At 63.4% G+C, this 15,133-nt stretch carries 14 protein-coding genes; 5 read left to right on the forward strand and 9 right to left on the reverse strand.

Annotation, left to right across the window (positions count from 1 at the left end):
• Positions 1-177: 177 nt before the first annotated feature.
• From leuC to ACRTG1_RS20665, 9 genes are all read right to left on the reverse strand, one after another.
• The gene (gene leuC, locus ACRTG1_RS20625) at positions 178-1,593 is read right to left on the reverse strand and encodes a 3-isopropylmalate dehydratase large subunit (RefSeq protein WP_113153480.1); all 1,416 of its coding nucleotides are present in this window, start codon (positions 1,591-1,593) and stop codon (positions 178-180) included.
• A gap of 395 nt (positions 1,594-1,988) precedes the next feature.
• A complete protein-coding gene (locus tag ACRTG1_RS20630; RefSeq protein WP_113153482.1) occupies positions 1,989-2,810 on the reverse strand; it encodes an amino acid ABC transporter permease in 822 nt (273 codons plus the stop codon).
• A 62-nt stretch (positions 2,811-2,872) separates the two neighbouring features.
• Positions 2,873-3,679: a transporter substrate-binding domain-containing protein gene (locus tag ACRTG1_RS20635; protein WP_299940679.1), complete on the reverse strand. Its 807-nt coding sequence runs from the start codon at positions 3,677-3,679 to the stop codon at positions 2,873-2,875.
• Between the two features lie 173 nt (positions 3,680-3,852).
• Positions 3,853-4,377, reverse strand: coding sequence for a 50S ribosomal protein L19 (gene rplS, locus ACRTG1_RS20640; protein WP_113153484.1), 525 nt, complete (start codon positions 4,375-4,377; stop codon positions 3,853-3,855).
• Positions 4,378-4,589: 212 nt separating this feature from the next.
• Complete coding sequence (locus ACRTG1_RS20645) at positions 4,590-4,943, reverse strand: DUF4260 domain-containing protein (protein WP_206545672.1); 354 nt, start codon at positions 4,941-4,943, stop codon at positions 4,590-4,592.
• Positions 4,940-5,641, reverse strand: coding sequence for a tRNA (guanosine(37)-N1)-methyltransferase TrmD (gene trmD, locus ACRTG1_RS20650; protein WP_206545671.1), 702 nt, complete (start codon positions 5,639-5,641; stop codon positions 4,940-4,942). The genes ACRTG1_RS20645 and trmD overlap by 4 nt, the downstream gene beginning before the upstream one ends.
• Positions 5,638-6,246, reverse strand: coding sequence for a ribosome maturation factor RimM (gene rimM / locus ACRTG1_RS20655; protein ID WP_432517037.1), 609 nt, complete (start codon positions 6,244-6,246; stop codon positions 5,638-5,640). The genes trmD and rimM overlap by 4 nt, the downstream gene beginning before the upstream one ends.
• Before the next feature lie 51 nt (positions 6,247-6,297).
• The gene (locus tag ACRTG1_RS20660; RefSeq protein ID WP_206545669.1) at positions 6,298-6,660 is read right to left on the reverse strand and encodes a cell division protein ZapA; all 363 of its coding nucleotides are present in this window, start codon (positions 6,658-6,660) and stop codon (positions 6,298-6,300) included.
• 9 nt (positions 6,661-6,669) lie between these two features.
• On the reverse strand, positions 6,670-6,942 hold the full coding sequence (locus tag ACRTG1_RS20665; RefSeq protein ID WP_206545668.1) for a DUF4164 domain-containing protein: 273 nt from the start codon (positions 6,940-6,942) through the stop codon (positions 6,670-6,672).
• Between the two features lie 444 nt (positions 6,943-7,386).
• Here ACRTG1_RS20665 and tkt point away from each other — a divergent pair, with 444 nt between their 5' ends.
• The 5 genes from tkt to ACRTG1_RS20690 all read left to right on the forward strand — a co-directional run bounded on the left by tkt (position 7,387) and on the right by ACRTG1_RS20690 (position 15,002).
• Entirely contained in the window at positions 7,387-9,381 is a 1,995-nt protein-coding gene (gene tkt / locus ACRTG1_RS20670) for a transketolase (RefSeq protein WP_206548017.1), read from the forward strand.
• Between the two features lie 136 nt (positions 9,382-9,517).
• Positions 9,518-10,525 (forward strand): type I glyceraldehyde-3-phosphate dehydrogenase, encoded by a 1,008-nt coding sequence (gene gap, locus ACRTG1_RS20675; protein WP_113153490.1) that lies wholly within the window; start codon positions 9,518-9,520, stop codon positions 10,523-10,525.
• A 139-nt stretch (positions 10,526-10,664) separates the two neighbouring features.
• Positions 10,665-12,476, forward strand: a complete 1,812-nt coding sequence (locus ACRTG1_RS20680) for a potassium/proton antiporter (protein ID WP_113153491.1) — start codon at positions 10,665-10,667, stop codon at positions 12,474-12,476.
• Positions 12,477-12,609: 133 nt separating this feature from the next.
• Complete coding sequence (locus tag ACRTG1_RS20685; RefSeq protein ID WP_206553247.1) at positions 12,610-13,812, forward strand: phosphoglycerate kinase; 1,203 nt, start codon at positions 12,610-12,612, stop codon at positions 13,810-13,812.
• Between the two features lie 167 nt (positions 13,813-13,979).
• Complete coding sequence (locus tag ACRTG1_RS20690; RefSeq protein ID WP_113153493.1) at positions 13,980-15,002, forward strand: class I fructose-bisphosphate aldolase; 1,023 nt, start codon at positions 13,980-13,982, stop codon at positions 15,000-15,002.
• The last annotated feature ends 131 nt before the right edge of the window (positions 15,003-15,133 follow it).

The raw sequence follows: 15,133 nt of genomic DNA on the forward strand, positions 1-15,133 counted from the left end.
GGAAAAGTGGGAACCGGTTTTCCGTCCGGAATTGCACGAAAACAATGAATTAGAGCGTTTTCAAGACTCAGCGAAAAGCGGAAACGCTCTAGAGCGGTTCATCGTTTCAAGACAGCAAAAGAAAAGGCCGGTCGCTGGGACCGGCCTTTTTTATTGGTGCGCGATGCGGTGCGCGGATCAGCCCTTCGGCCACTCGCGGATGTCGACGAAGTGACCGGCGATGGCGGCAGCGGCGGCCATGGACGGCGACACGAGATGCGTGCGGCCCTTGAAGCCCTGACGGCCCTCGAAGTTGCGGTTCGAGGTGGAAGCGCAGCGCTCGCCCGGCTTCAGGCGGTCGTCATTCATGGCAAGGCACATGGAGCAGCCCGGCTCACGCCAGTCAAAGCCGGCAGCCTTGAAGATCTTGTCGAGACCTTCGGCCTCGGCCTGCGCCTTCACGAGGCCGGAGCCCGGCACGATCATGGCGTTGACGCTGTCCTTGACCTTCTGGCCCTCGGCGACCTTCGCGGCTTCGCGCAGATCCTCGATGCGGCCATTGGTGCAGGAGCCGATGAAGACGCGGTCGACGGCGATGTCGGTGATCTTCGTGCCCGGCGTCAGACCCATATACTCAAGCGCGCGCTTCTTGGAGATACGCTTGGTCTCCTCGGCGATGTCGTCCGGGTTCGGCACGACGCCGGTGACGGAGATGACATCCTCGGGCGAGGAACCCCAGGTGACGATGGGCGGCAGGTTGGCGGCATCGAGACGAACGATGCGGTCATACTCCGCGCCCTCATCGGTGCGCAGCGAATCCCAGTAGGCAAGCGCCTTCTCCCATGCATCGCCCTTCGGCGCGCGCGGGCGGTCCTTGATGTAGGCGTAGGTGGTCTCGTCCGGCGCGATGAGGCCGGCGCGTGCGCCGCCTTCGATCGACATGTTGCAGACGGTCATGCGGCCTTCCATGGAAAGCGCGCGGATTGCCTCACCGGCATATTCCATGACGTGGCCGGTGCCGCCGGCGGTGCCGATCTCGCCGATGATGGCAAGGATGATGTCCTTGGCGGTGACGCCGGCAGGCAGCGCGCCATCGACCTGGATCAGCATGTTCTTGGCGCGACGCTGGATGAGCGTCTGCGTGGCCAGAACGTGCTCGACCTCGGAGGTGCCGATGCCGTGCGCCAGAGCGCCGAACGCGCCATGGGTGGAGGTGTGGCTGTCGCCGCAAACGATGGTCATGCCCGGCAGAGTGAAGCCCTGCTCCGGCCCGACGATGTGGACGATGCCCTGACGCTCGTCATTGGCGTCGTAATATTCGATGCCGAAATCGGCGGCGTTCTTTGCCAGCGCATCAACCTGGATGCGGCTTTCCTCGTTCTTGATGCCGAACTTGCGGTCGGGCGAGGTGGGCACGTTGTGGTCGACGACGGCGAGCGTCTTTTCCGGATGGCGCACATCGCGGCTGGCCATGCGGAGGCCCTCGAAGGCCTGCGGGCTCGTTACCTCGTGCACGAGGTGGCGGTCGATGTAGAGCAGGCAGGTGCCGTCGTCCTGCTGATCAACCAGGTGGTCGTCGAAAATCTTGTCGTAGAGCGTGCGTGCTTTGGTCATTTTGTTCATCCCTAGCGGAGCGAAATGGAAGGCTGGCCGGCTAATCTCTTGTCTCGTTGCGTTCCCGCGGCGCGTTGCGGACGGGAAGGCCGAGCCGGTTGGCGTGTCCGCCTAAGGCAGTCGGCTCAGAAGCGAGCCGGAAACCCGCGCAAAGAAGCGGCCCGGCAGGCGCTTGACGTCCTGCAGAACAAAGCCCTTGTAGGCCGGATTTCCAAAAAGTGCTTCCATGAGAGGGCTAATACCAGCCTTTCCCGGGCTCGGCAATCTATCCGTGCCGGGCGTCTTCGGCAGAAGGCAAATGCCTGCCGCTATGCGCGCATGAGGGCAGGAATTGCGCTACCGGGGCATGGGCGCGACAGCCAGCCCCGGTTGCGGTGGTCTCCAGGGTCAGGACCCTAACGCTTTGCCTGATTCTTGCGCAGGCGCTGTTCCAGCCCGCGCAGGGCCAGCGACAGGCCGATGGTCAGGATGAGATAGATATAGGCGACAATCGAGTAGGTTTCGAAGAAGCGAAACGAGCCCGAAGCGTAGATCTTGCCCATCTGGGTAATGTCGGCGACGCCGAGCACGGAGACCAGCGAGGAGTCCTTGACCATCGCCACGAAATCATTGCCGAGCGGCGGCAGGATGGTGCGGATCGCCTGCGGAAGGACAATGAGGCGGAAGCGCTGGAAGCGCGACAGACCGAGCGCCTTGGCGGCTTCGATCTGGCCTTCGTCAACCGACTGGATGCCGGCGCGGAAAACCTCGGCGATGAAGGCCGAATAACCGATGGTGAGCGCGATGATGGCACGCCACAGAAGCGAAATGTCGCGCACCCGTAACTCGCCGAGAACGCCCGCCTCCTGCAAAGGCGCGGTGACCGCATTCCAGCCGGTCACGATGATCGGAACACCGGCAAAGGCGATCCAGAACAGGAGCACCAGAACGGGGACGCCGCGAATGATCTCCACGTAGAAACGGGCGATCTGGCGCAGCACCAGAGATCCGGACAGGCTCATCAGCGCCATGCCAAGGCCGACGGCCGTGGCCAGCGCAAAGCCCACCACCGTGACGAAAACGGTGATGCCGATGCCCTTGGAAACGATGGAGAAGACCTGCGCGTAGAGTTCGCTGGTGGCAATGAGGATTGCGACGCCGACGGCGATGACCCCGGCGGCAACAAGCCACCAGGGGAAATCGCGTTTGGCGGCGGGTCTGGAACCGGACACCGCCATGGGCTCTAGAGTTTCCTCGACGGGCGGCCGGTCAGGCCGGCAGGACGCGGGGCAACCACGTCCTATTCACCCATCTTGTATTCAAGGAACCATTTCTTGTTGAGGGCGTCGAGCGTGCCGTCGGCCTTCATGGCGGCGATCGCTGCGTTGACGGGTTCGACCAGATCGGAGCCCTTGGCGAAGATGAAGCCGAAATCCTCGGAGCCGAGGGCCTCGTTGAAGAGCTGGAGAGCGCCATCGGAGGCATCGACATAGCCCTGGCCGCCGGTGCTGTCGGTCAGCACCATGTCGACATCGCCGGAGCGCAGCGCCTGAACGGACGCGCCAAAGGTCTCGAAAAGCTTGATGCGCGGATTGGCTTCATTGCCGTCGAGCACTTCATAGACGGCGGTGTAGAAGGGCGAGGTGCCGGGCTGCGCGCCCACCAGACCGTCTTCATAGGCCGCAAAGCTTTCCGCGTCGGAGAAGTTGTCTTCGTCGCTGCGCACCAGCATGAACATTTCGGAGCGCAGATAGGGGGCGGAGAAATCCACCTTTTCCTTGCGGTCGTCACGAATGGTGATGCCGGTCATGCCGATGTCGTACTGACGGTCGGCAACTGACTGGATCATCGCGTCCCAGCTCGTGTTCTGGTAGGTGAGCGAGAAATTGAGACGCTTGGCGATCTCGTTCATCGCATCGTATTCCCAGCCGATCTGCTCGCCCGACTTGGGGTCGATGAACTGAAGCGGCGGGTAGGCATTCTCCGTGACGACCACGACTTCACGACCCTCAAGGTCGGGCAGCGTATCGGCAGCGACGGCAAAACCGGAAAACATGAAAGCGGCAGCCGCGAAGGACGCAGCCTGAAGGGACGTACGCAACGTCATGGACCAATCTCCCTGTGGCGGACCGATGCTCGGCCGGGTGATGGTCTTTTCCTTAAAGCAGAGTGTTTCCCAGTAAAAGAGCCAGAATGGCGGCAAGCGCCGTAAAGGAAACCAATCAAAACAAAAAAGGCGCACCGAAGTGCGCCTTTCTTAAAAACCCAATGCCGGAGAGACTACTCGGCGTTGTTCTCTGCAGCAGCAGCTTCCTGCGCCTTGGCGGCTTCTTCAGCTGCCTTCTCGGCGGCCAGAGCCTCGGCAGCAGCGCGCTTCTCAGCTTCGATGCGCGCCTTTTCTTCGGCAGCAGCCTGACGCACGGAGTCGTTGAGACGACGGGCGCGGACGCTGGTGTTCTCGGTGATGCGTGCGGACTTACCGCGACGGTCGCGCAGGTAGTAGAGCTTCGCGCGGCGAACCTTACCGCGGCGGACCACCTCTACGCCCTCGACGAGCGGGGAGTAGATCGGGAACACGCGCTCGACGCCTTCGCCGTAGGAAATCTTGCGAACGGTGAAGTTCTCGTGGATGCCGGCGCCGGAGCGGGCAATGCAGACACCTTCATAGGCCTGCACGCGGGTGCGGGTGCCTTCGGTGATGCGAACCAGAACGCGAACCGTGTCGCCGGGCTGGAATTCGGGAATCTTGCGCTGAGCTTCGATTTTCTCGGCCTGCTCGGCCTCAAGCTGACGGATAATGTCCATCTCACTGTCCTCTTGTTCTTCTCGAACCGTCAGAGCGCTCATCCCAATGGCAGTTGTGCACCGCCTGAAGAGTGCCCTCCCAAAGGAGGAACAGGAGCGAATTCACGTGTTCTTTGGTTAGATCCAAACCGGCCGGAGCCGTTACGTTGGGTGCGCATACACGACATTGCGGGGAGAATCAATATGGAACGGCGGCTGCCGCGCCCGAAATCTCAGTCCGAACCGATCCGCCCCAGATGCGTATCACGAAACCCGCTCTCATGTTTCAGCCCGTAGCCAAGCGCGCGGTCTGCGCCGATATGGGCGGCGAGAATGAGCGCCAGATGCGTGGCGAGCGGCGCGTCCAGCACCAGTCCGACGAGATAGACGAAAACCGGAGCAGGCCAGGCATGGACGAGATTGTAGCACCATGCGCCGACGCGCGGGCCTGCGAGATAGCCCAGCATGGCGAGATCCGGCGCAAACAGAAGCATGGCGAACAGCCACCAGTTGCCGCCGGAAAGCTGATAGAGAATAAGGGCGAGAACCGCCAGAGATGCGCCCTCGAGCCGCAGAAGGCGTTTCACTTTCCGCCGTCCTTATAAGCCGCCCAGAGATCGGGACGGCGCTCGCGCGTCAGCCTTTCGGCCTCTTCGCGCCGCCAGGCGGCGATTTTCGCATGATTGCCCGACAACAGGATCTCCGGGATCGGACGATCCTCGAAGAGCTGCGGGCGCGTGTATTGCGGGTGCTCCAGAAGACCACCCTCGAAGCTCTCTTCGTCGCCGGACGCATCATTGCCCATGACGCCGGGCAGAAGCCGGATCACTGCATCGAGCAGAACCAGCGCTGCCGGCTCGCCGCCGGAGAGCACGTAATCGCCGATGGAAACCTCTTCGAGACCGCGCGCCTCGATCAGACGCTGGTCAACGCCCTCGAACCGGCCGCACAGAATGACCGCGCCCGGACCGGCCGCCAGCTCACGCACGCGCTGCTGGTCGAGCGGGCGGCCACGCGGGCTCATCAAAAGGCGGGGACGCGGATCATCGGCCGGCGCGGCGTCATCGATGGCGCGCGCCAGAACGTCGGCGCGCATGACCATGCCTGCGCCGCCGCCAGCCGGCGTGTCATCGACATTGCGGTGCTTGCTCGTGGCGTAATCGCGGATCTGGACCGTTTCCAGAGACCAGCGACCGGCCTCGCGCGCCTTTCCGGCAAGCGAGAGGTCAAGCGAACCGGGAAACATTTCCGGATAGAGAGTGAGGATCGTTGCGCGAAAACTCACGGCGCATCCCCATCGCCCGGCATATCGGGCCCGCCCGCATCGTCAAGACCATCGGCATCGTCCAGATCGTCGGCATCCTCATCATCGACAAGGCCGGCAGCGACGCGGTCGATCTCAACGAGCCCCTCGGAGACGCGCACCTGAGGCACGGCAGCCTGCGTAAAGGGAACCATTGCCATTCCGCCCACGGCCAGCGCGACTTCCATGATGTCGCCGCCGCCGAAATCATGCAGCGCCTGAACCCTGCCGACGCGCTCGCCCTCGCCGTCGATGACGGAAAGGCCGATCAGGTCGGCATGATAAAACTCGTCTTCCTCAAGATCGGCGGGCAGTGCGGCCCGCTCGACAAAGAGAGCCGTGCCGTTCAACGCTTCGGCGGCGGTGCGGTCGCCCACCTCGGCGAAGCGGGCCACCACCACATTCTTGGCGGGGCGCACATTCAGAACGGTCAGGGTTCGGCCATCCTCGGTGGAGAGCGGACCGTAATCGCCAATGGCCAGGGGATCGCCGGTGAATGTCTTCACCCGCACTTCGCCGCGCAGGCCCTGCGGGGCGCCGATGACGGCCAGCTGGACGCGGGTATCGTTCTTGCTTGGTTTCTTCATGTGCCTGACTTGCCATTGCCCAAATCGGGGAAAACAGGCTTATGCGTCGTTTTACGGCTTGCCGGCAAGCTTGTCGGCGAGAGTTTCCATGCGTGTGGCAAGATCGCCCAGCATGCCGGTGACGGCGGAATCGTTCCGGTCAGCCTGACTGACCGCCTCGTCGCGCGTCTTGCGGAGCGTGTTGATCTCGCCCTCCATGCCGCGCGTCTTCTTCTGCAGTTCCACCAGCTCGTCCATGACCATGATGCCGGCCATGACCGCAAGACGGTGGTCGCCGATCTCACCGAACGCGTCTTTCAGATGCGTGATGTAGCGGTCGAAACGCTGCGCGAGATTGACGAGATGATCTTCCTGCCCCTCATCGCAGGCCATGCGATAGGACTTGCCGTCAATGGTGACCGTAACCTGTGCCATCGCTTCGCCCTACCGATCCAGCACGGCACGGATCGTTTCCATGGCCGTGACCAAACGCCGCGAAACCTCGCGGTTCACCTCTTCGAGCCGCTGGGCCCGCGCTTCGGACTTGTCTATTTCCTGGGCCAGTCGCGCGCGATCGGCATTCATGCGCTGCACTTCGGCATCGGAATCGACAAATTCCCGATCCCGCTCCAGCCGGGCGTCAACCGCATCCTCAAGCGAGGACATGGCCTTGTCCAACCGACCGATCACCTCCTTGAGCGTGTTGTCACCACTCATGGCCGCCAACCCCAGTCCTGCATTTCCGGAAGGCGCCCGCCGCATATGCGACGCCGGCACGGATTGTCCGAAAATGTTTTGACACAGGCAATCTTGCTTACTCTCTCTCGCCAAACTGCGCGATGCGCCCGCCTCCCCCACGCAAACGCCACTGGCTGTCTGCCGGGACGGTGAACGCGAATCGCTGGCGTTACTATACAGTTACGCCCAAAAGATTAGGCGCCGGGTGAAGCCCCCGTCAACAAAACACGTCGGCTAATCCCCCAAATTGGTGTAACAAGGTTGATACATAACGCTCCTCCCCCAGCGGCAGACAATCTGGTGAAAACGGCCCCTTTGTTGACTTCAAGGCCGCAAATGCTATGTGTCGCCTGCTTTTTCCAAGGGGTCAGCGCTGCCCAGGCAGCGCCCCGATAACTGCCTTATGCGGACCAGCGAGCAATCATGATCTCACGCGACAAACACGACCGGATGGCCAATGCGATCCGCTTCCTTTCCATGGATGCGGTAGAGAAAGCCAAATCGGGCCATCCCGGACTGCCCATGGGCGCAGCCGATATCGCCACTGTGCTTTTCACCCGCTTCATGAAGCATGACCCGAAAAACCCGAACTGGGCCGACCGCGACCGGTTCGTTCTTTCGGCCGGTCATGGATCGATGCTGCTCTATTCGCTGCTCTACCTGCTGGGCTACGAAGACATCACGATCGATGAGATCAAGAATTTCCGCCAGCTCGGCTCGCGCACGGCCGGCCACCCGGAATTCGGCCACGCAGCCGGCATCGAGACGACGACCGGCCCGCTCGGCCAGGGTTTTGCAAACTCCGTCGGCATGGCGATTGCCGAGCGCGTTCTGAACGCCCGCTTCGGCAATGATCTGGTTGACCACTACACCTATGCGCTGGCCGGCGACGGCTGCCTGATGGAAGGCATCAGCCAGGAGGCACTGACGCTGGCGGGCCACCTGAAGCTCAACAAGCTGATCGTGCTGTTCGACGATAACAACATCTCCATCGATGGCGAGATCTCGCTGACCGATTCCACCGACCAGTGCGCCCGTTTCGAGGCCTCCGGCTGGAACACGATCCGCTGCGACGGCCATGACCCGGAAGCGATTGCTGCCTCGATCGAAGCCGCGAAGGCTTCCGACAAGCCGACCCTGATCGCCTGCCGCACGACCATCGGTTTCGGCGCTCCGACCAAATCGGGCACCGCGAAGGTTCACGGCGCGCCGCTGGGTGCGGAAGAGATCGCCGGCGCGCGCAAGGCGCTTGGCTGGGACGCAGAGCCCTTCACGATCCCCTCCGACATTCTCGACGACTGGCGCCTGGCCGGCCTGCATTCGGCAAAGGACCGCAAGGCCTGGGAAGACCGCCTTGCAGCAGCCGACGCCGAGACGCGCGGCGAGTTTGAGCGCCGCATGCGCGGCGACCTGCCGGAGAACTTTGACGCGGCCATGGTCGAGTACAAGGAGAAGCTTGCAGCCGAGCCGCCGAAAGTGGCAAGCCGCAAGGCCTCCGAAATGGCGCTGGAAGCAATCAACGCCGTGCTGCCGGAAACCATTGGCGGCTCCGCCGACCTGACCGGCTCCAACAACACCAAGACGAGCCAGACCGGCCCGATCAGCGCCGAGGACTTCTCCGGCCGCTACGTGCATTACGGCATCCGCGAGCATGCAATGGCCGCGGCCATGAACGGCATGACGCTGCATGGCGGCATCATTCCCTATGGCGGCACGTTCATGACGTTCTCGGACTATGCCCGTCCGGCCATGCGTCTGGCCTCGCTGATGCAGATCCGCTCCATCTTCGTGATGACGCATGATTCCATCGGCCTTGGCGAAGACGGCCCGACCCACCAGCCGGTGGAGCATCTGGCCGCGCTGCGCGCGATCCCGAACCATTTCGTGTTCCGCCCGGCCGATGCGGTGGAGACCGCCGAGTGCTGGCAGGTGGCCGTTGAAAGCCGCAAGACGCCTTCGACGCTCGCCCTGTCGCGCCAGAACCTGACGCCCGTGCGCACCAGCCACGAAGCAGACAATCTGAGCGCCCGCGGCGCATACGAGCTGGCCGGTTCGGAAGACGACGCCAAGGTGACGCTGTTCGCCACCGGCTCGGAAGTGGAAATCGCCATGGACGCCAAGGCGCTTCTGGATGCCGCCGGCCTCCCGGCCCGCGTCGTCTCGGTGCCGTGCTTCGAGCTGTTCGAGCAGCAGAGCGAAGACTACCGCAAGGCCGTGACCGGCAATGCGCCGGTGAAGATCGCCATCGAGGCCGGCATTCGCCAGGGCTGGGATGCGATCATCGGTTCCGACGGCGTGTTCATCGGCATGACCGGCTTTGGGGCAAGCGCGCCCGCACCGGAGCTCTACAAGCACTTCGGCATCACCGCCGAGGCCGCTGCCAGCGCCGCGCAGAAGCGGCTCGCAGAGCTCGATTGAGGCCGATAGCGGCCTTATCAGGGTTCGGGGCGGGCGAATGCCTGCCCCGCCATCTGGATTCTTGCCTCTTGCGCCGCTATGAAGCGGCGTCTCTTTCCGTGCCAGCGCACGGCCACCCACCTGCCGGAGGAAGTTCATGACCGTCAAAGTAGCCATCAACGGATTTGGTCGCATCGGCCGCAATATCGTACGCGCGATCTACGAGTCGGGCCGCAAGGACATCGACATTGTCGCGATCAACGATCTCGGCCCCGTCGAGACCAACGCTCACCTGCTGCGCTATGACAGCGTGCATGGCCGCTTCCCTTCCGAGGTGAAGGTCGACGGCGACACGATCAGCATCGGCTCCGACTCCTTCAAGGTGTTCGCCGAGCGCGACCCGTCCAAGCTGCCGTGGGGCGAGCTGGGCGTTGACATCGTGATGGAGTGCACCGGCATCTTCACCTCCAAGGAGAAGGCTTCGCTGCACCTGCAGGCCGGCGCAAAGCGCGTTCTGGTTTCGGCTCCGGCCTCCGGCGCGGACCTGACGGTCGTTTACGGCGTCAACCATGACAAGCTCTCCAGCGAGCACCTGATCGTCTCCAACGCTTCCTGCACCACCAACTGCCTGGCTCCGGTGGCCAAGGTCCTGAACGACGCCTTCGGCATCGAGAAGGGCTTCATGACGACCATCCACGCCTATACGGGCGACCAGCCGACCCTCGACACCATGCACAAGGACCTCTACCGCGCCCGCGCGGCAGCCATGTCCATGATCCCGACCTCGACCGGCGCGGCCAAGGCCGTTGGCCTCGTCCTGCCGGAGCTCAATGGCAAGCTGGACGGCGTCTCCGTGCGCGTGCCGACCCCGAATGTCTCGGTCATCGACTTCAAGTTCGTGCCGAGCAAGAAGGTCACCGTCGAAGAGATCAACAACGCGCTCGTGGCGGCTGCCGACGGCCAGCTGAAGGGCATTCTCGCCTACACCAACGAGCCGCTGGTCTCCATCGACCTGAACCACAACCCGGCCTCGTCCACCTTCGCGCTCGACCAGACGAAGGTGATCGACGGCGACCTGGTTCGCGTCATGTCCTGGTACGACAATGAATGGGGCTTCTCCAACCGCATGGCCGACACGGCGGTTGCGTTCGGAAAGACCATCTAACTCCATTCTCACGCCTTTTCAGAACGCCCGGCCATCGCGCCGGGCGTTTTTCTTTTGTCCATGCCCTTGCATCTCACTTCCGCCGCATCCTTTATGAAAAAGAACAGCAACTTGCGACGAAGTGGATGAAGAGAGGCGGATGGATCAGGGCATTTACGTCATAACGCTGGTGGGCACGGCGCTTGTGCTCTTTGCCGCGTTCTCGAGCCTGATCGCCTTTCGCTTCGGCGCACCGCTGCTTCTCATCTTTCTCGGCATTGGTCTGGCCGCCGGAACGGACGGGCTGGGCCTCGATTTCGACAATGCAGCCGTCGCCTATTTCATCGGCTCGCTGGCACTGGCGGTGATCCTGTTCGATTCGGGCTTCGGCACATCGGTGGCCGCCTTCCGACAGGCCGCCGCCCCTGCGCTCGTGCTGGCGACAATCGGCGTCTTGATGACCGCGGGGCTGGTCGGCGTCGCCGCCTATTACGTGACCGGGTTTGGCTGGCTGGAATCCCTCCTGCTCGGCGCGACCGTGGCCTCGACAGACGCAGCGGCGGTGTTCTTTCTGCTGCGGGTGGGCAACATCTCCGTGCGCGAGCGGGTGCGCTCCACGTTGGAAGTGGAGTCGGGATCGAACGACCCGATCGCCATCTTCCTCACGCTTTCGCTTGTCGGGCTGATCGCCAGCGGCGAGGCGATGCAGGCGGACACGCTGGCCGCCGATGTGGCCATCGGCTTTCTGCAGCAGATGGGCATCGGCCTGATGGCCGGGCTTGTTGGCGGCTGGAGCATCGTGCGGCTGGTGGTGAAGCTCAAGCTGGAACAGGGGCTGCTGCCGATTTTCGTGCTGGCGCTGTCGCTTCTGGTGTTTGCGCTGGCCGGCGCGATGGGCGGATCGGGCTTCCTCGCCGTGTATGTGGCGGGTCTGATCGCCGGCAATGCGAAACTGCGCTCGACCGCCATGCTGAAGCGCTTTCAGGACGGCGTGACCTGGCTGGCGCAGATCATCATGTTTCTCGTGCTCGGCCTCTTCGCCACGCCGTCGCAATTCGCCGACATCATTTTGCCGGCGCTGTTCATCGGCCTGTTCCTGATCTTCGTCGCCCGGCCGCTGGCCGTGACACTGTGCCTTGCGCCGTTCCGGTTCTCGCCCGCCGAGAGCGCCTTCGTCTCGTGGGTGGGCCTGCGCGGAGCCGTATCGATCCTGCTGGCGATCACGCCGCTGATCGATGAGCTGCCGAACGGGCGGGCGCTGTTCAACATCGTCTTCATCATCGTGCTGGTGTCGCTGATCGTGCAGGGCTGGACGGTGGGACCGCTGGCGCGCCGGCTGGGACTGACGCTGCCGCCGCGCATGGGGCCGCTGAACAAGGTGGAGCTGGAACTGCCCGGCTCCGCCCGCCACGAGCTTCTGGCCTATCGCGTGGTGGCGGGAAGCCCGGTGGAGCGTGGCCAGCGCATTCCACGCTGGGCCAAGCCCTCGCTCGTGGTGCGCGACGGGCGCTCCATGACCTATCAGTATGCGGGACGGCTTTCTGCCGGAGACCATGTCTACATCTTCGTGCCGGACCGCTATCCCCGCCTGCTCGACCGGCTGTTCGCAAGCCCGGTGGAAATGGACCCGGAGGATGCGGACTTCTTCGGCGCGTTCTCGGTCGATCCCGAACGCCCGGCCTCTGACATCGAGGCGGCTTATGCGCCGGGGCTGAGCGAGGACGAGCAGAAGAAGACCATTGCCGAACTGATGCGCGAGCGGCTTGGCGGGCGCGCTGAATATGGCGACCGCGCAACGCTTGGCGAGATCGAGTTGATCGTGCGCGATGTGGACGAGGACGGGCGCGTCATCGCCGCCGGACTTTCGGTGGAGCCGCAGGCCCCCGAGGTGCGCGTGCCGCTTCTGCTCAGCCCGCGCGACCTGATGCGCCGGATTTTCCGCAGGAAGCCCCGCCCCGACGCCGGCTCATAATCACTGCGCCATCTTGCGCCCGGCGCGCGGCGCTGTATGGTCGCCAGCGAATTTACATCACCGTTCCACCAGCGGTTCAGGCGGTCGACACAATGCACCGTTTCAGAACCCACACAGGAGACAGCGACGCGCCATGCCGGACTTCAAGACCCTTGACGACCTCAACGACATTGCAGGCAAGCGCGTGCTGGTGCGCGTCGATCTGAACGTTCCGGTGAAGGACGGCAAGGTCAGCGACACCACCCGCATCGAACGCGTGATGCCGACCATCACGGAACTGTCTGGCAAGGGCGCGAAGGTCATCCTGATGGCGCATTTCGGCCGCCCGAAGGGCAAGGCCGATCCGGCTGCCTCGCTGGAGCCCATCGCCTACGCCGTGGAGAGCGTGCTCGACCACCGCGTTCATTTCGCCAAGGACTGCATTGGCGCACCGGCGGCTGAGGCCATTGCCGAGATGGCCAATGGCGACATTCTGCTTCTGGAGAACACGCGCTTTCATGCCGGCGAAGAACAGAACGATGCCGAATTCGCCCGGGCGCTGGCCGAGAATGGCGACATCTATGTGAACGACGCCTTTTCGGCTGCACACCGCGCCCACGCCTCGACCGAGGGCCTCGCCCACCTGCTGCCGGCCTATGCGGGCCGCACCATGCAGGCAGAACTCGAAGCGCTTGAGAAGGGCCTCGGCCAGCCGGCGCGGCCGGTGCTGGCCATTGTCGGCGGTGCAAAGGTTTCCACCAAGATCGACCTCCTGATGAACCTGGTGAAGAAGGTGGACGCGCTGGTGATCGGCGGCGGCATGGCCAACACATTCCTCGCCGCGCGCGGCACGGAAGTGGGCAAATCGCTGTGCGAGCACGACCTGGCGAAGACCGCCAAGCAGATCATGATCGAGGCTGCGGAAGCCGGCTGCGCGCTGATCCTGCCGGTGGACGCCGTGGTGGCGCGCGAATTCAAGGCCGGCGCGGAAAGCGAAGTGGTGGCCATCGACAACGTTCCGGCGGACGCCATGATCCTCGATGTGGGCCCGAAGAGCGTCGAGAAGGTGAATGAGTGGCTGGACCGCGCCGACACGGTGGTCTGGAACGGCCCGCTGGGCGCATTCGAGATCGAGCCGTTCGATGCGGCAACCGTTGCCGCTGCAAAGCATGCAGCACACCGTACCGGCGAAGGACTGCTCGTCTCGGTGGCCGGTGGCGGCGACACGGTGGCGGCGCTCAACCATGCCGGTGTGGCAGACGCATTCTCCTACGTCTCGACCGCTGGCGGCGCGTTTCTGGAATGGATGGAAGGCAAGGCGCTGCCCGGAGTCGTTGCACTTTCGAAATCCGCTTAGATCGATTGAATTCGCTTCGTTTCACAGGTCAGGAGCCACTTTTCACCCCTGCGTTAAGCAAAGTGTGAATAGTCTGTCATTTCAATCGATTAGGGATTGAGAGGGCGCATTCCGTTTGCCGGGCGCATCTGCTATGCGCCCGGGTATGAACAGACAGGAGACCTGAAATGAGCGAACGGCTTGAGGATATTGCAGCCGCCATGGTGACCCCGGGACAGGGGATTTTGGCAGCGGACGAAAGCTCCGGCACCATCAAGAAGCGCTTCGACACGATCGGCCTCGAGTCGACGGAAGAGAACCGTCGCGACTATCGCGAGATGATGTTCCGCGCCGACGATGCGATGAAGAACTGCATCTCCGGCGTCATCCTCTACGACGAGACGATCCGCCAGAAGGCAGCCGACGGCACGCCGCTGGTCGATCTCATCAAGGCCTCCGGCGCAGTGCCGGGCATCAAGGTCGATGGCGGCGCGAAGCCGCTGGCCGGCTTTGAAGGTGAAACCATCACCGAGGGCCTCGACGGCCTGCGTGACCGCCTCAACGAGTATTACGGCCTTGGCGCGCGCTTCGCCAAATGGCGCGGCGTGATCTCGATCTCCAACGACCTGCCGCGCTGGGGCGCGGTGAAGCAGAACGCACAGGCGCTCGCGCGCTATGCAGCACTCTGCCAGGAAGCCGGCATCGTGCCGATCGTGGAGCCGGAAGTGCTGATGGACGGCAAGCCGGGCGATCACTCCATCGACCGCTGCTATGAAGTCACCGAGTGGGTTCTGAAGACCGTCTTCGACGAGCTCTACGACGCACGCGTTTCGCTTGAGGGCATGGTGCTGAAGCCGAACATGGTCATCGACGGCAAGAACGCCCGCAAGGCGAGCCGCGAAGAAGTGGCCGAGAAGACCGTGCGCTGCCTGAAGTCGACCGTTCCGGCCGCCGTGCCAGGCATCGCCTTCCTCTCCGGCGGCCAGTCGGACGAAGAAGCGACGGCGCATCTCTCGCTCATGAATGCCGGCTTCGACATGCCGTGGGCGCTGACCTTCTCCTATGGCCGTGCGCTGCAGGCCGCCGGCCTGAAGGCATGGGGCGGCAAGAAGGAAAACGTCGCTGCCGCGCAGCAGGCCTTCGGCCACCGCGCGAAGATGAACAGCCTCGCCGCCACCGGCAAGTGGGAGCCTGGCCTCGAAGCCGCCTGATCAGGCAGGTATCGAGAACGCATTGGAACGGCCCGTCGGCGACTGTCGGCGGGCCGTTTTTTTTTGGGTGCCAGGGTGGGTGCTGGGGTGGTGCAGGGCTGCTGCTCAGAGCAGTTCAGTGTTTCATGGAA

The organism is Nitratireductor sp. PBL-C9, assembly GCF_050877045.1.
Taxonomy (GTDB): domain Bacteria; phylum Pseudomonadota; class Alphaproteobacteria; order Rhizobiales; family Rhizobiaceae; genus Nitratireductor; species Nitratireductor aquimarinus.